Genomic DNA, 20,536 nt, shown 5'->3' with positions numbered 1-20,536 from the left:
TCTATGAAAGGACGGACAGCGGGGAAAGCTGTCTGTCCTTTTTGCTTTTGCAAGGGATGATGGAGATGTGATAGAATAGCTTGAAAAAATGAGGAGGCGTTTTGATGGCTATCAAACGATGTACTTTGGCAGATTTAGAAGAATTGGGAGAAATCAGCGTATCCACCTATTACGATACATTTGCTCCTTTCAATACGGAGGAAAATACTCGTATCTATCTAGAAGAAGCCTACAATCTGCCGAAACTGACCCGAGAGTTAGAAAATCCGCAGTCGGCGTTTTATTTTTTACAAGAAAATGATCAAACCGTAGGATATATCAAACTTAACTGGGGTGAGGCGCAAACGGAAGCGATTGCCCCAGAGGGGTTGGAAATTGAACGAATCTATATCAAAAAAGAACATAAGCGCAGAGGCTATGGCAAAACACTGCTGCTGTTTGCTCAAGAGACCGCCAAAGAGCTGCAGAAAAAGTCGATCTGGTTAGGCGTTTGGGAATTTAACGACAATGCGTTGGCTTTTTATCATACGATGGGCTTTGAAAGAGTTGGCAGTCATTCCTTTTTTATGGGGGATGATGAGCAGACGGATTTCTTGATGCTGAAAGAACTTTGAAATCTGCCTTTGTATGAGGAATTAGAAATTACTTTCCATTTTTTTGGCAATCAAGTATAGTTAAAGAGATTGATGAAAAAAGAACGATTGGTGAAAACCATCGCTAAGGAGAGCAATTGTAAATGGAAAAACAGAGAAACGAAAGTATTTTGTCACGTTTTCTTAAAGGCGTGGTGATTGCCTTGGGCTTTATCTTGCCTGGTGTTTCAGGTGGCGTATTGGCAGCCATCTTAGGCATTTATGAGCGGATGCTGCGCTTTATGGCACATCTGACGAAGAATTTTAAAGAGAATCTCCTCTTTTTCCTGCCAGTAGGGATCGGGGGAATCGTAGGGATCGGGCTTTTATCAAAGCCATTAGAGTGGCTGCTGCAAAACTATCAAATCATCGTTTTGTGGGGCTTTGCGGGGGCAATTATTGGGACGTTACCAGCACTTGCTAAAGAATCGACCTTGAAAAGCAAACGGACAACCGGCGATCTGCTTTGGTTCTTCGGCAGTATGGTCATCGGCTTCTTGTTCCTCTATTTTATGGGCGATATCTTAGGAACGATCCCTGCCAATTTCATAGGTTTTGTGATCGCCGGCGGTCTGATCGCGTTAGGTGTTTTGGTTCCTGGCTTGAGTCCTTCAAACCTTTTGCTCGTTTTGGGACTTTATGATCCGATGTTGAAAGGCTTTAAGAGCTTTGACATCATGGGGGTCTTTCTACCGATCGCCATTGGCGGCTTGGCAGTGATGCTGTTGTTTTCGAAATTGATGGAGTGGCTATTGACGCATTATCATTCAAAAGTCTATCACTTCATTTTAGGGATCGTTATTGCCTCAACGGGTTTGATCGTGATTCCTCCGGTGGCAAACTATAGCGGCTTTACTTGGGTAACGGCCGTCATCGGAATTATCTTGTTTGTCTTGGGGGCTTGGTTAGGTCTTTGGATGAGCAAGCTGGAAGAAAAATACAAGTAAATCAAAACGGCACATCGTTTGGCGATGTGCCGTTTTTGTTAGGTTATGATTCGGGCAGCTAAGAGAAAGCGTTGGTGGACGGCCAGTAGTAAAAAGATTGGAACGTTTGATAACGATGTGATACAGGTTTAAAAACTGTTCTATTTTTGTTGAAAGATTTCCTAGTGTTTGGTATATTGTAGTCTATATAAAGAAGAATTTCCCATGTGTTACAGTTTAGATAATTGTTTGAGGTTATTGAGAAAAAGGAGGGACAAGCATGCAAGATGCGACCTATTGGGCGGAACAATTGCGGCAAGGACAAATCAGCTTTGCCGAGCGGGTGGCGATGATCGAAGAAAAAGTCAATCAACAAAATTCGCTTTTGAATGCGCTTGTAACATTTGATCCGCAAGCAGCGATCCAGCATTACGAGCAGCATCTTCAAAAAACGGTTTTTGGTGGACAACCCATGCCGTTAAAAATACTCGGCCAAACTAAAGCAGGGTGGCCAGCAACGTCAGGAGCCAAACTGTTTGCAAAAGCACGAGCCAGCCGCACGGCTCATTTTGTCTCTCGTTTAGAAGAGGCGGGCTTTGTGCCGTTAGGGCAAACCAATGCACCAGAATTTGGATTCAAAAATATCACTGATCCAACATTGTATGGGCCTACACGTAATCCGTGGAATCCTGCCTATTCAGCTGGTGGTTCCAGTGGTGGTGCGGCAGCGGCAGTGGCTTCGGGGATGTTTCCGATTGCAGGTGCCAGTGATGGCGGCGGATCGATCCGCATTCCAGCTTCCTTTAGCGGATTGATCGGTTTGAAGCCAACCCGTGGCACGATGCCAGTGGGTCCTAGTGAATGGCGCAGCTGGCAAGGCGCTTCCATCAACTTTGCGTTGACGCTTTCTATGCGTGATACGGAACAGTTGTTTTATGCGTTGCGGACGTCACAGCCGGCAGCCCCTTATCAGGCACCGCAAGTAGAATGGCATCATCAGCAAGCGAGTCAAAAACCGCGGTTGAAGGTTGCTTTTACTACCGCATCGCCGACCGGTGGCCAAGTGTCTGAAACTGCCATCCAAGCAGTCCGAAGTGCAGCCGCATTTTTAGAAAAGCAGGGGCACGAAGTCATTGAAGTGGGCTATCCAGTGGATGGTCAGCAAATGATGACCACCTATTACGCCATGAATGGTGGCGAAACAGCTGCGATGTTTGCTGAGATCGATGCTGCTCGTCAAGAACCGGTCAGACGGGAAGAGATGGAATTGATGACCTGGGCACTTTACCAATATGGCAAAAAACTGCCGGCCGCCGATTACGTTCTTGCCTTGCAGTGGTGGGATCAGCTGGCAGAAAAAATGGAAGAAGTCTTTTCGACCTATGATCTCTTTTTAACACCGACGACGGCTTTTCCAGCCCCTTTGATCGAGGAAGACTTACAAAGCGATAGCATTCGCCAAAGACTGCATGAGATCGAATCGCTTGGAAAAAGTGCTGCGGGTGAGTTGATCGAAGAAATGTTTGCCAAGAGCTATACTCTGACACCTTACACTCAATTAGCCAATTTAACGGGGCAGCCAGCCATCAGCTTGCCAACTGCTCTTAGCGAGGAAGGGTTGCCGCTAGGGATCCAATTTATGGCGTCTAAAGGCAGAGAAGATCTGCTTTTCCAAGTCGGCTATTTATTTGAAACACAGCAACGATTTCTGTTGCCAAAACAAGGAAACTAAGAGGAGGATATTATGAAACAAGTTAGAAAAGGGAAAATCGTTGCAATGGTTGGCTTTTTAGGTTTATTTACGGGGGTCCTGTTAAGTGCCTGCAGCAAACCAACGGAAGAAGACTCAAGTCTAAGCAAGGTGGAAGAAGCCAAAACATTGGTTGTTGCTACTTCGGGAACCTTGTATCCATCGTCTTACTATAACGATGAAAATGAATTAGTGGGCTATGATGTCGATGTGGCAAAAGAAGTCGCCAAACGATTAGGCGTAGAGATCACATTTAAAGAGTACAATGTCGATGGACAAGTTTCTTCTTTAACACGTGGAGAAGCCGATTTTGCTGCCAACGATTTTGGTTTGACGGATGAACGGGCGGAAAAATTCAGTCTCTCAACGCCTATCAAATACTCGTTCGATAGTATGATCGTGCGTAAAAGTGATGACTCAGGGATTGCTTCTTTAGAAGATTTGGATGGCAAAAAAGCTGCTGGTGAACCGAATACCAGCTACATGCGCTTAGCCGAATCTTATGGGGCAGAATTAGTGACTTACGACAACGCAACGAATGATCAGTATTTGACAGATGTTGCGAATGGTCGAACGGATGTGATCTTGAATGATTACTATTTGCAAAAAATGGCGGTTGCTGCTTTGCCAGATATCCCTGTAAAAATTTTAGAAGATGTCTACTTTAATCCGAATGAAACGGGCTTCTTATTTGTGAAGGATCATAAAGCATTGCAGGAAAAAGTGGATGCTGTTTTAGCAGAAATGAAAGAAGACGGCCGTTTAAAAGAACTTGCAGAAACGTATTTTCAAACCGATATTTCAGTAAAATCTGATCAAGCGATCCAAACGGTTGAAACAGACTAATGTATATTCCAACCCTTGATTTGCCGTTGATGTGGGACTCATTGCCCTATTTGCTGTCGGGCTTGTCCTATACGGTCGGCATTGCTGTCGTTTCTTTTCTAGGTGGCAACCTCTTAGGGATCATGCTCACCTTCTTAGGGATGCTGGAAAACCCCATCATTAGAGGGTTCGTGCGGGGCTATCTCTCATTTCTAAGAGGCGTCCCAGCGTTGGTCTTGTTGTTCCTCCTGTATTTTGGTTTGCCCTATCAATTGTCGGCGCTTAGTGCTGCGATCATCTGTTTTACATTGACCAGCAGCGCATTTATCGGGGAAATCTACCGAGGATCAATTGCTGGAGTGGATCGTGGGCAATTTGATGCTGCCTATGCGTTAGGGTTATCATTTACGAAAACGATGCGTCTGATTATTTTGCCACAAGCTTTTCGTATATCTGTACCGGCATTGAGTAATGTGGCAATGGATTTGTTGAAAGGAACCTCCTTGGCAGCAATGATCACGATTCCTGATATTTTTCAAAAAGCCAAGATCGTTGGCGGACGAACTTTTGATTACATGTCCATGTACGTGCTAGTTGCCATCATCTATTGGCTGTTGTGCATTTTGATTGAAGCCGGTCAAAAGCGATTAGAACAACATTTTTCAAAACGCTTTGCTGCTAATGAGGCTGTAAGACAATAAAAAAAGAGCCGAGGCTCGATCACTGCAGAAATCACTCTCTTCTTGAATTGATTTCTGCAGTTTTTGTATTTGAAAAGATAGAAGAAAGGAGATTGCCATAGTAAAACAATGAGCGAAGGCAAGGAAGATAGAGAAATTTCTGTAATGTCAAACTAGTTTCAGTATGAAAATGGTGCTGACCAAGTTATTTTCCTTCACTTAAACAGTCTATATTTCATTCGTTCGGCTCAAGTGATTCATGGTAAAATAAAGAAAAGCAAATCGAGGAGGGTCCTTATGAAGTATGAATGGCGCAAACTAGAAAAAGAGCTCTATCTTCCCAAAAAACCAACAGTGATCGAGGTGCCAACGTATCAATTTATCAGTTTAAGCGGCAGCGGCAATCCGAATCGACCTGAATTCAGCGAAGAGATCGCCGCTTTATATACGATTTCTTATTCACTCAGGATGGGGTTAAAAAAAGGGGCTTTTGGCAATGAACCCTTTGAATACACGGTCTTTCCTTTAGAAGGTGTGTGGACCTCTCTGAAAAAGCCAGACGGTGCCGTCAACAAAGAAGAATTGATCTACAAAATCATGATTCGCCAACCAGAACCAGTCACGGAAACACTGTTTCAAGAACAGCTCTTGGCCGTCAAAGAGAAGAAAGACAATCCAAATCTAGAAAAGCTCATCTTTGAGCGCTATGAAGAAGGATTGTGTCTGCAAGCAATGCATACAGGCTCTTTTGATACTGAAGCGGAAACATTTGCGCAAATGAAGGAGCTGTTAAAACAAGAACAGTTAGTGATCCGTCCAACGATGGACACGTTCCAGCATCGAGAAATCTATTTGTCTGATCCGCGAAAAGTCTCACCAGATAAAGCCAAAACCGTCCTGCGATGGGCAGTAGAAGTAGAAGGTGGGATTCAGTGAATAAAAACTATTTAAGCATCGACATCGGTGGCACGAAAATCAAATCGGCTGTCATTGATCGTTCGGGGAATATTCTGACACGAGGACGGATGGATACGCCGAAAAGTCTTGCGGAATTTTTGACGGGGATTGAAACGATCGTTGAGGACGTTCATGGAAGCATTCGGGGCATTGCGGTTAGTACCCCGGGAAAAGTCAACCCAGAGACCGGGACAATCTCGTTTGGCGGGGCATTGCCTTTTTTAGATGGGGTCTCCTTAAAACAGCTGCTGGCAAAGTATCAAATGCCGCTTGCTGTGACCAACGATGGCAAAGCAGCCGCATTAGCTGAATGGTGGCTAGGAAACCTTAAAGGGATTCAAAACGGAGCTGCCATAACATTAGGTACTGGTTTGGGCGGTGGCGTAATCGTTGAGGGAAAACTGATCCAAGGTGCACATTTTCAAGCCGGGGAATTAAGTTTTCTACTAAATGCCACTAAGAGAAGTGACACTCAAGAAAACGCTGAGCAACCAGTCAATCAGGGATTGACCCTGCAGCAATTGGCAGGTTTTAGCGGTTCAGCGGTCGCCATGATTCGTCGCAGCGCCCAACTGCTAGGCTTAGCTGATCTTGCGGATGGTGAAGCAGTTTTTGACGCCATCAATCAGAAACAACCACAGGTCTGGGCGCTGTTTACAGCGTATTGCCGAGAAATCGCGTGTGTCATGCTCAATGTTCAAGCCGTGATCGACTTAGAGCGCTTCGTGATTGGCGGGGGCATCAGTGCCCAAGCGATCGTGGTGGAAGAAATCGACCGTCAGTATCAGCAACTGCTAGCTAGTTTACCGATTTTGCAGCAGACTTTGACGAAGCCGGAGATCCAAGCGTGCAAATTTCAAAACGATGCCAACTTATTAGGGGCGCTCTATCATTTCTTTTTGGAACATGAGATGAAATAAAATAGACCAAAAAACTGTCGCGAACCAACGATTCGCGACAGTTTTTTTAGGTTTTTTTCTTGGGGTCTTTGTCTTCGTCACCTAGGTAATCTTTGCTAGTGAAGGCACTGTGGAAGTATTTGCCTTCTTGACCGTAATAGCGGTTATAGCGCTGCTTGAATTTGCGGAACACGTAAACGACAAGAACTTTTAGCAGACAATAAATTGGGATCCCGAAAATCACCCCAACGATCCCCATCAAATCACCCATCACTAATAAAACAACCAGAATCGTAATAGGATGAATTTTCAATCGGTCACCCATCACACGGGGCACGACTAAATCCCCATGAAGCAACTGTACAGCAAACCAAGCAATCAAAAATTTAACCAACATCCCGGTGGAGTCTTGTGCGGCAATGAAAAGTCCCGGGAAAAAGACGATAAAAGGACCAATATAGGGGATGATGCAAAGCAGACCAGCGGCGATCGCCAGAATACTGGCATACTCTAAGCCAATCAATAGGAAAACGACCCAATAGATCGCCCCTAAAATCAAGGAAGAAATGATTTGTCCTTTCAAAAAGGCACCGACTTGTATGTCAGAGATCTTGACGATTTCATTAAAGTCTTTGCGAAAACGTGGTGGCACTAACGAGAGAACCGAAAAATAAAACTTGTTGGGGTTGCGCAATAAGAAAAAGGCAATGATCGGTCCCGTAAACAAAGCGATGAACAAGGTCGATATCGTTGAAAACAAACTGCTGAGCCCAGCAGCACCAGTTTCCCAATAGTCCCCAATAAAACTCATGATGTTGTTGGTGATATTTTGCAATGTGTCTGTAATTTGTGCCATCTCATCTTGAAACGGGGTATTTTCTAAAAAGGCGGTCGCGTTTTTCTCAAAGTCACTGACCAAACTTGGTAAGCTGTTGATCAGATCGGTGGTTTGCTGCTCCAAAATCGGGTAAAGCTGGAAACCAGCAAAGACGATCAACAAAAGAATCAAAAGATAGATCCCAGCAATCGAAACACTGCGGGGAATTTTTTTCGATTCCAATTTATCGACCACCGGGTTAAACAGATAGTAAAGGATCAGCCCAAATAAAAAGGGGGGGATAATAGCTGTAAGTATGGCTGAAAAGGGTGTAAATAAAAAAGAAATCTGATTTAGCAAAAAGACAGCAACTGCCGACAAGATAATCAGTCCTAAGACATAATAGCTTGTTTTGCCGCCTAAAAAGTGGATCAATCGGTTATTTTTCATAATAAGCCTCGCTTTCTTAGCTACATTATAACGAAAGACCCCTATTCTGTAAAAAAACAACGTACCTTTTGAAAAAACTACGCTCATATTCTCAATATCTTTATAATGAAAGAATATCTTTGATAAAGGGTTAACTGGTGGCATCTTTCTTCAAAGCAGGCCAAAAATGCTCCCGTGTTTACAACACAGGAGCGAAAAGAATTATTTGCGCACTGTCGTCAAGGTACAGCGACCAACGGCAGTTTTTAACCCGCTAGCTAACCAAATAGTGGCTTGCCAAGTTTGGATACGAGCGCCGATACGATCAGGACTAGCTTCTACGATCAGGGTTCCTTCTTGAGCGGCGGCTAGATGGTTGACTTGTAGGTCAACGCCGGCGGCGAAGGCTTCTTCTTGAGCCAAAGCTTGATTGGCGCCGATGCTGCAGGCAGTCTCGATCAAAACGCCGTTAATGCCACCGTGAACGAGACCAAAAGGCTGTTTGTGCTGTTCTTTGATGGGCATCCGTAAACGAACAAAATCGGCTGTTGCTGCTTCTACTTCGATTTCTAAGGCTTCTAGTAAGTTCATTTTTTGCTCCTTTTTCTAAGAAAGTTACCATGATTATAGCACGAGTTTTGTTAGAAATAGCCGAAGTTCTCAGAAAGTCGGCAACAGGGGGAGAAGTCTTAAGAAATTCCCTTAACCAAAGCAATTTCTAACGAAAAGCGACTAGATATGTGTATAATAGAGCTATGTGAATTGAGGAGGAACAAGTAATGAGAGAATGGAAAACCTTAAAGGAATATGATGAAATTTTATTTGAACAACATGGAAAAGTGGCGAAGATCACGATCAACCGCCCAGAAGTCCACAATGCGTTTACACCAAAAACGGTGTTTGAAATGATTGATGCGTTTTCAATCAGTCGCGATGAACCAGGCATCGGGGTGATTATTTTGACAGGCGCCGGCGACAAAGCCTTTTGTTCAGGCGGAGACCAAAAAGTCCGTGGTCACGGTGGCTATGTTGGGGAAGATCAGGTTCCTCGCTTAAACGTATTGGATCTGCAACGCTTGATCCGAACGTTGCCAAAACCGGTGATCGCCATGGTTAAAGGCTGGTCGATCGGCGGCGGAAATGTTTTACAATTGGTTTGTGATTTAACGATTGCCGCTGACAACGCTAAATTTGGTCAAACAGGACCAAATGTCGGTAGTTTTGATGGTGGCTATGGTTCGGGCTATCTTGCACGGACGATCGGACATAAAAAAGCCAAGGAAGTTTGGTTCATGACAAAACAATATACTGCCGAAGAAGCATTGGCGATGAACTGGATCAATACAGTCGTTCCTCTTGATCGAGTAGAAGATGAAACGATGGAATGGGCCGAAACGATGCTGCAAAAGAGCCCGTTGGCGTTACGTATGATCAAAGCATCAATGAATGCCGATACGGATGGATTAGCTGGCATTCAGCAATTAGCTGGCGATGCGACCTTATTGTATTACACGATGGATGAAGCCAAAGAAGGTCGTGACGCGTTTAAAGAAAAACGTCAACCAGACTTCGACCAATTCCCTAAATTCCCATAATGACTGGGAGTTGGCTGCAAAGGCAAGCACAACTTCATCCAGAACGACCAGCTTTTTATTGGCATGAAAAAAGCTGGTCGTTTGCTGCCTTGCAAAAAGAGGTTTATGCTTATGCTGCTTATTATCAAGCCCAATTCGTTGTTCTGCCAAACCGGGTAGCCCTTTTTAGCAATAACTCCCCTGAATTGGTTTTTACGATCCTTGCGTTGTGGGAGTTGGGGATCGAAGTCCAGCTGTTGAATACGCGATTGACAGCCGCTGAAATCACCTTCCAATTGCAAGATGCCCACTGCGACTGGGTGATCACGGCAGATAAGATTGCGGTCTCGGGTGTTCGCAGCATGACCTTTGGACAAGCGATGGAACAGGCGAAGGCTCTTGCCAGTTCTATTGATCCTTCGTTTGTTCCTAATAAAGCAATCTATCAAGCAGAACAAGTAGCTTCGATTATGTATACATCCGGTACGACGGGCAATCCTAAGGGTGTGCCGCAAACCTTTAGGAATCATCTAGCAAGTGCCGAAGCGACTCAAAAGAACTTAACGATCACTAGTGAGGATTGTTGGCTTTGTGCAGTTCCGCTGTATCATATCAGTGGATTATCAATTCTCTTGCGTTCCTTGCGACTTGGAATGAGTGTTCGTTTGTATGAGCGCTTTGATGCTGGAGAAATGGCGAAAGATCTTGAGGCAGGAAAAGGGACGATCGTTTCTTTGGTGGCGAAAATGTTGACAGATTTGCTGCCATTGGTGCCCCAACAAGGCTTTGATTCGTTGCGTTATGTACTGCTAGGCGGCGGGCCCATTGCCAAAAGTATATTGGAAAAATGCCAGCAAAAACAGCTTTCTGTGATCCAATCCTATGGGATGACAGAAACCTGTTCACAAGTGGTGGCATTGCCGCCAGAAAAAGCTTCAGAAAAAATCGGCTCCTCAGGGGTTCCCCTGCAAGGTGTCCATCTACGAATTGCGGTTGATGCGAAAATGGCAGATCATCGGACTGCTGAAAGTACCCAGTCGATCGGAGAGATACAACTGCAAGGACCGGCGATCACGACCCGTTACTTAAACGATCGCAGTCCACAGCAGTGGGACCAAGAGGGCTGGTTTGCCACAGGAGATCTAGGGTATCTTGATCAAGAGGGCTTTTTGTATGTAGTCAGTCGTGCAAGCGAACTGATCATATCTGGTGGAGAAAACATCTATCCCGCAGAAGTGGAGCAAGCCTTGTTGCAGCATCCAGCGGTCAAAGAGGCAGCTGTGGTGGGGGAACCAGACGAGGAGTGGGGACAATCTGTCGCGGCTTATTTAACGTTAAATGAGTCCGTCCGACTCCAAGCGTTGTTGAATACATTAGAAGGGCAGATCGCCCATTATAAATTTCCGCGCCGTTTTTATCACGTGCGAGAAATGCCGCGCACAGCAAGCGGCAAACTTTTAAAACGGCTATTGCTGAGTGAAGAAAGAGTGAACTACATTGAACAGCAAATCATCAAGTAATTATGAAGCAGCGATCGCTGCCGGGAAAACCTATTTGAGTGAGTATCAGCCTTTAAAAAGGTGTGACTTACTGGCTCTTTATGCAGCGGCACAAGAATATCAAGGGGAACGCTATTTCTGGCGTACCCCTGATGAAACGACTAGTCTGGTAGGGTTGGGTTGGTTAGCCACTTTTTCGCAACCTAAACTTGCAGACTTTTCAGAAGTCCGCTCTCTCTTAAAGCAAGCCCACTATCAACCAGAGGCACCTTTTCAGGCGCAGTTAGTTGGCGGCTTTGCTTTTGATGAACAGGCAGAAGTCAGTCAGGATTGGGCTGAGCTAGGTGCCGGTCTCTTTGCGTTGCCAGAAATACTGGTCAGCAAAACTGATGATCAGTGTGGCGTCGTTTATACAGTAGCCGCTTCTTCCGAGGAACAACGACAACAAAAAGTCGCTGCCTTACAGGAAAAAGTCGCAAGCTGGTTGAATGCCAACCCGGACAAGAGTCTTGTAGCAGAAACGCCTGCTTTTCAGGCACAAGAGGAACTAGAGGTGCCCCAATGGCTGCAAGCGGTCGAAGAGACAGTGGCAGCCATTCGCTCGACTGAAACATTGTTGAAAAAAGTGGTTCTGGCCAGGAGAATGAAGATAGAAACGAAGCAGTCGATCATTAGTGCTGCGGTGTTGCAACGGTTGGCGCAACAGCAGCCGAATACCTATCTTTTTGCCATCGAACATGGGGGACATGTTTTTGCTGGTGCGACGCCAGAACGCTTGCTAAAAGCGACTGTCGATCAATTTGAAACGGTAAGTATCGCAGGTTCCGCGCCAAGAGGCAAAACCAAAGAAGAAGATGAGGCACTGGCACAAGCCCTCTTAGCGGACGCAAAAAATACCCATGAACATCAAGTAGTTGTCGATCGCTTGGAAACGGCATTGGCTACTTTGTTAGCTGACGGTTTTCAATCAGAAGCCCGCTCCGTCATCAAGAATCGTGACATTCAGCATTTGTTTGTTCCTTTAGCAGGGCAAAGAAAAGCAGGAGTCAATTTTCTGAGCGCCGTGCAAAAACTACACCCGACCCCAGCATTGGGGGGAGAACCGAAAGAAGCAGCCGTCTCATGGATTCGTACCCATGAACCAGCCAGCAGAGGGATGTACGGTGGACCGATCGGTTGGTTGGGTATTCAAGAAGATATTGGCGAGTTTGCTGTGGCGATCCGCTCAGGATTCTTTAGCGGCAATCAAGCAACGCTGTATGCAGGCTGTGGGATCGTTGCCGATTCAGATGCGGAATCCGAACGTCAAGAAACACGGTTAAAATTTCAACCGATGAGGAGAGGGATCTTAGGAGATGAATAACCAGACAGTCATGACAGACTATTTATTAGCGGCAATCCAAGGACTAAAAGCAGCGGGTGCGAAGCGAGCGGTTATTAGTCCCGGTTCACGCTCAACGCCATTGGCGCTACTATTGCATCGTGATCCTGAGATCACCTGTATGGTGGCTGTCGATGAACGTTCGGCTGCTTTTTTTGCTTTAGGGATGTCCAAAGTTGATCTCCAACCGACAATCTTACTGTGTACTTCTGGAACTGCAGCAGCCAATTATTATCCAGCAATTTGTGAAGCAGAGGCCACCAACTTGCCATTGATCGTCTTAACGGCTGATCGCCCGCCAGAACTGCGGGGCGTTGGGGCGCCACAAGCGATGGACCAACAGAATTTGTATGCCTCTCACGTCAAAAAGATGGTAGAGATGACCGTGCCAGAAAACGATCCTGCTTTGTTGCGTTATAGTTTTTGGCAAGCTGCAACTTGCACGATCGAAGCGCAAAAACAGCCGAAAGGCCCGGTCCAAATCAACTTTCCATTACGGGAGCCGCTGTTGCCTGACTTTAGTCGCCAATGCAGTATTCAGCAAGACGTGAGCTATCTGGCACCACAACAAGAGCTGTCAGCAGAGATGATCACCCAGCTAGCTCCTTACTTTGGTAAAAAAGGTATTCTGATTGCTGGAGAAAGCCTTACGATCGAAGAAGCGCAGCAGTTGCTGGCTTTTTCAGAGAAATTAGGCTGGCCGATTGTCGGCGATCCATTGACCAATCTGGCGACAGCCGGTACCAAAGTAGGAACATTTATCAGTCAAGCCGATCTTGTTTTCCCGCAATTGACTTCTGCCTTCCAACCAGAAGTGGTCGTGCGTTTTGGTCGCTTACCAGTCACTAAAAATGTCCTATTATGGTTGAACAAAGCAGCGGATACGACGACGTGGCTCTTTGTTGATCCATCGGGACAGTGGCAAGACCAGTTGCATCGGGCAAACTATTTGATCGAAGCAGCGATCAGCACTTTCGTGGCGGCCATCACCCAGTTGCCGATCGTCAAACATACGGCGTGGCAACAACAATGGCAAGCACTTCAAGCGCGGGCAGATCAGGTGATTGCTGCAAGTCCGCAGTTGAAACAATGGGATGAGAGCAGCGCTGTGCGCATGCTCCAACAATGTCTACCTGAAGAAGCGCAAATTCTTTTGGCAAACAGCAATGCGATCCGTTTCTTTGATCGCTACGGCAGCAAAACTTCCTCCACTTATCGAGTGTATGGAAATCGGGGCGTCAATGGGATCGACGGCCTTGTCTCGACCGTAGCTGGGATTGCTTCCGCCAGTCAAAAGCCTACCTACTTGTTGATTGGTGATTTAGCGTTGTACCATGATATGAACGGCCTACAACTACTGCGTCAGTATCAATTGCCAATAACGATCATTTTACTGAATAATAACGGTGGTGGGATCTTTTCCTTTTTGTCACAAAACACCTTAGAACCAAACGACTTTGTCCCGCTCTTTGGCACGCCGTTAGACCTTGAGTTTCAAAAAGTGGCGGCCTTATATGAGGCAGATTGGCACACACCGACCTCTTTGCTAGAGTTTCAAACGATTTTAACGAAAACAAGCCAACAGCCGCGTTTTCAAATAATCGAAGTGAAGGGTGATCAAAAAGATCCGGTCAACACTTGGCAAGCACTGCAACAGCAGTTTAGCGAGGCGGGAGCGCAGCAATGAGGGACACGATAAATGGCGTCAGTTATTTTTATCAGTGGTTGCAACCGTACCGACCAGCCTTACCAACCCTTGTGGCATTGCATGGCTTCACGGGTTCTTCGGAAAGTTTTCGACCGGTTTTTGTAGAGGAAGGTTCTTATAATGTATTGGCAGTCGACTTGATTGGACATGGACGGTCATCGATTTATGTCCATCCCATGCGTTATGAAATTCCTTTACTGGTGGATGATCTCGCACAGCTTTTAGCGAAGTTAGGGATTGAACGCTATGGTCTTTATGGCTACTCGATGGGGGCACGAATCGCACTTGTCTGGGCAGTCAAGGAACCAGCTGCAGTGACCCATCTTTTGCTTGAGAGTGGTTCCCCCGGGTTGGCTGATCCAGCAGAACGACTCGCTCGTCAGCGGCACGATCGCCGCTTAGGATTGCGCTTACTAAGGGAGCCTTTGGTCGATTTTGTCGATTACTGGCAAGAACTGCCGTTGTTTGCTAGTCAAAAGGAGCTGCCCTTAGTGCAGCAGGCTGCTGTACGCCAAGGACGCTTGCAGCAAAATAAATTTGGCTTGGCAGTAAGCTTGGTTTACGGTGGTACTGGCAAACAGCCAAGCTGTTGGTCGGCACTTCCGCAGCTAGCTTGTGAAATTCTTTATTTAGCGGGGGAAAAAGATTTAAAGTTTCGGAAAATCGCCCACCAAATGAAGCAGCTGCAACCAGAGATGACCATCAAAGTCGTTGCTAATGCTGGACATTGTATCCATTTAGAACAGCCGACACAGGTTCGTCATGAAATCGATCAATGGTTTGTAAAAGGATCGAGGCCACAGTCAGCTGATTGACAAGGAGAGAACGCAATGAAGATTGAGAAAATTGAACGCATCGCCTGTCGCTTGCCCCTCAAACAACCCTTTGTGACAAGTTACGGACAATTAACAGAAAAAGCCTTTGATCTTTATTTGGTGACTGCAGAGGATGGAACGGTGGGCATCGGTGAATTGGTCGCTTTTGAGCAGCCAGATTACATTGAAGAAACCCTCTTTTCTGCTCGACAAGTGATTGAAACAGCACTGATCCCATTATTGATTGACCAGGAGATCGAGCATCCGCAAGAAGTTTGGCAATTGTTTCAAACGGTCCAAGGAAACTACATGGCAAAATCGGCTTTGGAAACAGCAATTTGGGATCTATATGGCAAGCAGACGCATCAAAGTGTGAAAGAGCTGTATACCGCGACCCGACCGAGTGTCGCTGTTGGCGTTAGTATCGGCATGCAAGACTCTGTCGAAAAACTAATGGCTCTTGTTGCCGCTTATGTCGCCCAAGGGTATCAACGAATCAAGTTAAAAATCAAGCCGGGGCAAGATGTGGCACCCTTGCGAGCGATTCGACAAGCCTTTCCAGAATTGCTTTTGATGGCAGATGCGAACGGGGCCTATCAAAATGAGCCTGAACGCATTTTGGCACTTGATGACTTAGGCTTGGTGATGATCGAGCAACCCCTTAAGGTACGAGATCTGGTGGGGCACAGTCAGCTACAGCGACAGATGAAGACGCCTCTATGTTTGGATGAAGATATTCGAACGGCAGAAGACGTCGATACAGTCGCAGCACTGGACAGCTGCCGTGCGATCAACCTGAAAATCCCTCGTGTCGGTGGGATCACCGAAGCTTTGCGAATCCTTGATCGATGTCAAACCCATGGACTACTCGTTTGGTTAGGCGGCATGTTTGAGTCTGGTGTAGGACGAGCCATGAATTTGCAATTTGCGAGTCAAGATATTTTCCATTTTCCCGGGGACCTTTCCGCTTCTGACCGTTACTTTTATGATGATGTCATTACACAGCCTGCAACTTTGCATGAAGGAAAGCTGCTGGTACCTGATGGAAAGGGCTTTGGTATCACATTAGCTGAAACAAAGCTAAGTCAATATGGGCAATCTAAAGAACGTATCTACTCAAGAAAACGGTCAGCGAAAGAATAACCGCAGCGAAAGAAAACACAGCGAAAGCAAAAGAAACGGCCAGCAGGGAAATCTGCTGGCCGTTTCTTTTGTTTTAGTCTGCGTTTTTGAATTCTTTTTCAATTTGTAGTCGTTGAACTTTCATGGTTGCTGTTCGTGGGATATCTTCGTAGTCGCGTAAAATTGGTTGATTGAGGTGAGGGAGATCTTCCACCATTTTCCACCAAGCATCCCAATCCATTTCACGATTTGGCGCTAAAGCAATGATTGGTTGTGGTGAGTTTTCTTTGTCGCGAACAATCACAACTTCGGCAAGGAAGTCTAAATGATCCAGCAAAAGGTCTTCCAAGGCAAGATTGCTTTCAATATTTTTGATCAAGTCCACTTGACGGTCTTTTAAGTAAAGATGTCCCTGATCATCCATCATGCCGTAGTCTCCACTGTCCCACCAAGCGCCATAGACATTGTCAGCAAAACGCTGATCTTCTTTATAATAGGTCAACGCGCGTCCTTTTGAAAGGAAATGGATGTGCCCATCGGTATTGGCTGGCAGCTCGTTGCCCTCTGCATCGGCGATCCGTGCTCTCGTTAAGTCCTCGAGACCCACACCCATATCACGGGCATCGTTGGTAGCGATGCTTTCTAAGGTATGTGCTTTTAGGATCATTGGCCCGCATTCACTTTGACCATAGACTTGCAAAAAGATTGCTTCTTTTGTTGCTGAAGTATTTAAAAAAGTGGCCATTGTTTGGTTGTTGATGGCATCAAAGGTTGAATGGTAATAGCGAATATTGGCGAAAGCATCTGGTTGTTCTTTTGCCACAAAGCTCCATTGGACAAAATTGTTTGGATGAGTTTCCAAAGCGATTGGTGGATATTCTTTTAGCATGCCTACGACATGAGCGCCGTTGGCATTGGCTAATGGCATCATCGGAAAGCCCATCGCCATCAAGGATGAGATGCCGATATTGAAGCGGGAGTGCACCGGTGAAATATGGAACGCCACTAAATCAGAGTCTGCCTTGGTGCGATCAATCTTGGTGAAGATCGTTTTTTGCCATTTTGTCCGCCAGCCCATGGAGTTTGCCGAATGACAAATCAATTTTGGAATACCCGTTGTTCCAGAAGTGTGGGTCATATAAGAAATTTGATCCACTGGTAACTCAGTTTGGGCCACTGGTTCCGCGGGTTGTTGCAGCAGATGACGAACAGCAATCTGTTTGTCAGTACTGCTATTTTTCACTTGTGCGACGCGGCCTTCGGTTTCTTCATCAAATAAGATGAATGGATCTTCTAAGCGATCCACAAACACTTCGATGGTTTCAGCAGGGAAATGGTAAGAGATCATAGCAGGCACTGCGCCAAGGTAAGAAGCAGCCGTTGCTAATAAATAGGTATCGAATTTTGAAGATTTATAAAGAATGATTTTATCGCCGGCTTGCACGCCTAGTGCAGCAAGTTGGTAAGCACGTTTTAAAATCATTTCATGGCTCGAACGGTAAGTACTACGATAGCCAAGTTCAGGAAATGCTGGCAGCACTTCATCGTGGATGATGGTTGTGTCAGGAAATGCCTCGGCAGCTTCGCGGTAATTGGTGTAAAGATTTAATGGACGATAGTCTAAAATGGTCAAATAGAACACTCCTTTAAAAGTTCGTGAAAAATTTCATTTGATTTCTCCATTTTAGCACAGGAATTTCTCGATACAATAGATTTTCAGTGTTTTTTATTTATTTCTAAAAAATCCTTCCCTCAAAGACTTTCGAAGAATGAATGACTGTGATGTGTTATCATTCATTCCTCGTACTAAGCGGAAAAAGCGCATAATCAACGGGTGTATTTTACTATAAAATCTTCGATTGGGAGCCGGAAATCCAGATAGCGTGCTTCTAATTCTGCACGACTCCAATTCCACCAAGCGATTTCTTGTAAAGCAGTGATCGTTTCTGGATCAAAGCGGTATTTGATCACTTTTGCTGGAACCCCGCCGACGATCGCATAAGGCGGCACATCTTTGGTTACGACTGCGTTTGAGGCGATCACGGCACCATCACCGACGGTCAAACCAGATTGGATCACGGCACCGTGGCCGATCCAGACATCATTGCCAATGACGGTCGTTTTTGCTTTGCGTTTTTCTAAGAAGGACTCGTCCTTTGGCGCAAATCCATAGCCTTCGCCATTATAGGCAAAAAGATGCTGACTAGGGCGTTCATAGGGATGATTGGTGGGGCCGATGCGGACCATCGCTGCGATACTGATAAAACGTCCTAATTGACTGTTCTGAATAAAGCAATATTGCCCCGTATAGGTATAATTGCCGATGGAAGAATGATCAATGTGATTGGCTTCGCCAATTTCGACATAGTCTCCTAAAGTTGTGTCTTGAAGCTGCGAGTCTTTGCCAACGATCGGCTGTTCATCTGGAAAATTTGTGATCGATAGGTGCATAGTAATCATCCTCTCTTGCGTATTGCTATCATTTTACCGCACTTTTTTGTACTATTTGACTAATACGCACTAAAGACAAAAGGAGGTCTGCTTTATGGAGACGATTTATCAGTTAGATAAGATGACCGAAACGATAGGTAAGCGAGCAATCAAAAAAGGATACTCGTTAAAAAATCAAGCGGCCCCAGAGGCGCTGTTTGTACGCAGTTCAACGGTTCCTAACGAATTGATCACACCAGAATTAGCTGTGATCGCTCGCTCAGGAACAGGCACCAATACGATCGATTTGGCACGGTGTACTCAAAATGGCACAGTAGTCTTCAATAGTCCAGGTGTCAATGCCAATGCAGTCAAAGAATTGGTGCTCTCCAATTTGTTTCTCAGCGTTCGCCCCTTATTCAAAGCCATCCAGACGGTAGCTGATTTGCAAGAAGAGCTAACGTCAGGTCAAATTGAAGCAGAAGATGTGTTGAAGGTAGCTGAAGAACGGCGAAAAGAAGTGATCGGCGAAGAATTAGCTGGAAAAACCATCGGTATTTTAGGCTTAGGAGAGATCGGTGAACGGGTGGCAAAAGCCTGTCACCAGTTAGGAATGGAAGTCCTCGGCTATGCCCGTACGAAAAAAGCGGCCCACGATTACGAACAAGTTAGTGACTTGCACGTGCTGTTGGCCGAATCAGATTTTGTGGTGGTTTTGCTTCCTTTGAGTCAAGAGACCCACGGCTTGCTGAATCGACAAACGATTCAGCAGATGAAAAAAAATGCAGTGTTGATGAATTTTGGGCGCGGGGAGATCGTGGAAGAAGCAGCCGTCTTAGAAGCACTAGCCAAAAATCAGCTCAAACAATACATCACCGACTTTCCTAGTGCCGGCTTGATCGGACAACCGAAAGTGTTGTGTTATCCGCATATCGGCGGCAGTACTACCAATGCCTTGGAAAAGGGGGATCACGTAGTTTTTGATCGCATGCATGCCTATTTGCGCGCTGGGACGATTCAAGAATCGGTCAATTTTCCTCATGCAGAGTTGCCTTTTTTGGCACCGTATCGCTTGGCGCTGTTTTATCACGACAAGCCTGGTGCTTTTGCCCCGCTATTGCGGATCATTTCTGAAGCAGGCGTAGATATCGATAATTTGGCGAGTGAGAGAAAAGCCGGAGTCGCCTATACCTTGATTGATCTTGATGAGACAAATGAAATACTGTTGCAAGATCTACAAAAGCAGATACAGCAAGAAACAGCGATCATCCGTGCCCGCTTGATCAAAAATTCGCGAACCAGTGAATAGTTGCCACCAACAATGTTTCTTGTTATGATGAAAAAAAAGTAAAGGAAGTTCATCATGACGAATAAGTTTCAAGATAAAAAGAAGGTCGCTTTGCCTCGTTATCAGCAGATTGCCGTGGCGATCGCGGAACGAATCGTTGAAAATCGCTACCAAGTTGGGCAAAAGATCCATGCGCGCTCAACGTTAGCCAGCAATTTCAATGTCTCTCCTGAAACAGCCCGCAAAGCGATCAATGTATTAGTTGATTTAGAAATCATGGATGTCCGTCATGGCAGCGGCGCCTATATCGCTTCAAAGGAAAAAGCACAGGCCTTTGTTGAACAATACCAAGATGTGCAGTCGATCCAAGAAATCAGACAAGACATTTTAGACAGTGTGGAGCGGCAGCAGCAAGAGCTGGATAATTTTTCTGACTTGTTGAACACGTTAGTGCAGCAGACCAAAAAGGTACACCATATGAGTCCGTTTGTGCCCTTTGAACTTCAGTTGACGGTACAAGCGCAGCATTTGGAAAAAAGTATCAATGAATTGAATATTTGGCAAGCCACAGGGGCGACGATCATCGCAATCCAAACAACCGAAGAATTGTTGTTGTCACCAGGACCTTATGCGAAATTCAGTGCAGGCAATACGATTTATTTTGTCGGAAATGAACTGGCGTTGCAGCGCATGACCAATTTCTTCTATCCAACGGACCATTCAGCGTAATTCTTTTTCCTGATTCCCATGCTTTTTTTGCAAAAGAAAAAGCATTGGGAAATTTTTTTTGACAAAGTGACCACA

Annotated in this window: 19 protein-coding genes; 15 read left to right on the top strand and 4 right to left on the bottom strand. The window is 45.6% G+C overall.

Annotated elements, in window-relative coordinates; genetic code table 11:
* The first annotated feature begins 104 nt into the window (after positions 1-104).
* The 7 genes from IGI92_RS12475 (at position 105) to IGI92_RS12445 (ending at position 6,690) form a co-directional block, all read left to right on the top strand.
* Positions 105-614 carry a GNAT family N-acetyltransferase gene (locus tag IGI92_RS12475; RefSeq protein WP_015510214.1) on the top strand — a complete coding sequence of 170 codons (510 nt, stop codon included), beginning with the start codon at positions 105-107 and terminating at the stop codon, positions 612-614.
* 122 nt (positions 615-736) lie between these two features.
* Complete coding sequence (locus IGI92_RS12470) at positions 737-1,579, top strand: DUF368 domain-containing protein (protein ID WP_301388769.1); 843 nt, start codon at positions 737-739, stop codon at positions 1,577-1,579.
* A 259-nt stretch (positions 1,580-1,838) separates the two neighbouring features.
* On the top strand, positions 1,839-3,290 hold the full coding sequence (locus IGI92_RS12465; RefSeq protein ID WP_005234274.1) for an amidase: 1,452 nt from the start codon (positions 1,839-1,841) through the stop codon (positions 3,288-3,290).
* Between the two features lie 12 nt (positions 3,291-3,302).
* Positions 3,303-4,154: a transporter substrate-binding domain-containing protein gene (locus tag IGI92_RS12460; protein ID WP_005234276.1), complete on the top strand. Its 852-nt coding sequence runs from the start codon at positions 3,303-3,305 to the stop codon at positions 4,152-4,154.
* Positions 4,154-4,834 carry an amino acid ABC transporter permease gene (locus IGI92_RS12455; protein WP_005234278.1) on the top strand — a complete coding sequence of 227 codons (681 nt, stop codon included), beginning with the start codon at positions 4,154-4,156 and terminating at the stop codon, positions 4,832-4,834. The genes IGI92_RS12460 and IGI92_RS12455 overlap by 1 nt, the downstream gene beginning before the upstream one ends.
* Positions 4,835-5,110: 276 nt before the next feature.
* The gene (locus IGI92_RS12450) at positions 5,111-5,749 is read left to right on the top strand and encodes a GyrI-like domain-containing protein (protein ID WP_060792813.1); all 639 of its coding nucleotides are present in this window, start codon (positions 5,111-5,113) and stop codon (positions 5,747-5,749) included.
* Positions 5,746-6,690: an ROK family protein gene (locus IGI92_RS12445; protein WP_005234281.1), complete on the top strand. Its 945-nt coding sequence runs from the start codon at positions 5,746-5,748 to the stop codon at positions 6,688-6,690. Before IGI92_RS12450 ends, IGI92_RS12445 begins: the two co-directional genes overlap by 4 nt.
* A gap of 46 nt (positions 6,691-6,736) precedes the next feature.
* Here IGI92_RS12445 and IGI92_RS12440 read toward each other — a convergent pair whose 3' ends face one another.
* Positions 6,737-7,936, bottom strand: coding sequence for an AI-2E family transporter (locus IGI92_RS12440; protein ID WP_301388765.1), 1,200 nt, complete (start codon positions 7,934-7,936; stop codon positions 6,737-6,739).
* Positions 7,937-8,137: 201 nt separating this feature from the next.
* Complete coding sequence (locus IGI92_RS12435; protein ID WP_005234285.1) at positions 8,138-8,506, bottom strand: PaaI family thioesterase; 369 nt, start codon at positions 8,504-8,506, stop codon at positions 8,138-8,140.
* 188 nt (positions 8,507-8,694) lie between these two features.
* On the opposite strand from IGI92_RS12435, the gene menB reads away from it, so the two are divergent.
* From menB to menC, 6 genes are read left to right on the top strand one after another with little or no spacing between them, the layout of a single operon-like run.
* Entirely contained in the window at positions 8,695-9,510 is an 816-nt protein-coding gene (gene menB / locus IGI92_RS12430; protein WP_005228595.1) for a 1,4-dihydroxy-2-naphthoyl-CoA synthase, read from the top strand.
* Entirely contained in the window at positions 9,510-11,009 is a 1,500-nt protein-coding gene (menE, locus tag IGI92_RS12425; protein ID WP_301388762.1) for an o-succinylbenzoate--CoA ligase, read from the top strand. Before menB ends, menE begins: the two co-directional genes overlap by 1 nt.
* Positions 10,987-12,351 carry an isochorismate synthase gene (locus IGI92_RS12420; protein WP_301388760.1) on the top strand — a complete coding sequence of 455 codons (1,365 nt, stop codon included), beginning with the start codon at positions 10,987-10,989 and terminating at the stop codon, positions 12,349-12,351. The genes menE and IGI92_RS12420 overlap by 23 nt, the downstream gene beginning before the upstream one ends.
* A complete protein-coding gene (gene menD, locus IGI92_RS12415) occupies positions 12,344-14,056 on the top strand; it encodes a 2-succinyl-5-enolpyruvyl-6-hydroxy-3-cyclohexene-1-carboxylic-acid synthase (protein WP_301388758.1) in 1,713 nt (570 codons plus the stop codon). Before IGI92_RS12420 ends, menD begins: the two co-directional genes overlap by 8 nt.
* Positions 14,053-14,892, top strand: a complete 840-nt coding sequence (menH, locus tag IGI92_RS12410) for a 2-succinyl-6-hydroxy-2,4-cyclohexadiene-1-carboxylate synthase (protein WP_301388756.1) — start codon at positions 14,053-14,055, stop codon at positions 14,890-14,892. Before menD ends, menH begins: the two co-directional genes overlap by 4 nt.
* Positions 14,893-14,907: 15 nt before the next feature.
* Positions 14,908-16,035 (top strand): o-succinylbenzoate synthase, encoded by a 1,128-nt coding sequence (gene menC / locus IGI92_RS12405; RefSeq protein ID WP_301388755.1) that lies wholly within the window; start codon positions 14,908-14,910, stop codon positions 16,033-16,035.
* A gap of 73 nt (positions 16,036-16,108) precedes the next feature.
* Here the strand turns inward: menC and IGI92_RS12400 are convergent, their stop codons facing one another.
* On the bottom strand, positions 16,109-17,647 hold the full coding sequence (locus IGI92_RS12400; RefSeq protein WP_086316483.1) for an AMP-binding protein: 1,539 nt from the start codon (positions 17,645-17,647) through the stop codon (positions 16,109-16,111).
* Between the two features lie 194 nt (positions 17,648-17,841).
* Entirely contained in the window at positions 17,842-18,465 is a 624-nt protein-coding gene (locus tag IGI92_RS12395; RefSeq protein WP_008380829.1) for a DapH/DapD/GlmU-related protein, read from the bottom strand.
* A 94-nt stretch (positions 18,466-18,559) separates the two neighbouring features.
* Between IGI92_RS12395 and IGI92_RS12390 the strand changes: the two genes are divergently transcribed.
* Together IGI92_RS12390 and IGI92_RS12385 are read left to right on the top strand one after the other, a co-directional pair.
* Positions 18,560-19,753 (top strand): NAD(P)-dependent oxidoreductase, encoded by a 1,194-nt coding sequence (locus IGI92_RS12390; protein WP_086316482.1) that lies wholly within the window; start codon positions 18,560-18,562, stop codon positions 19,751-19,753.
* Positions 19,754-19,807: 54 nt separating this feature from the next.
* Entirely contained in the window at positions 19,808-20,461 is a 654-nt protein-coding gene (locus IGI92_RS12385; protein WP_086316481.1) for a GntR family transcriptional regulator, read from the top strand.
* The last annotated feature ends 75 nt before the right edge of the window (positions 20,462-20,536 follow it).

The organism is Enterococcus sp. DIV2379, from assembly GCF_050542965.1.
Lineage (GTDB): Bacteria > Bacillota > Bacilli > Lactobacillales > Enterococcaceae > Enterococcus_D > Enterococcus_D entomosocium.
The sequence above is the reverse complement of the archived record's forward strand: the minus strand, read 5'-3'. Positions and strand labels throughout refer to the sequence as shown.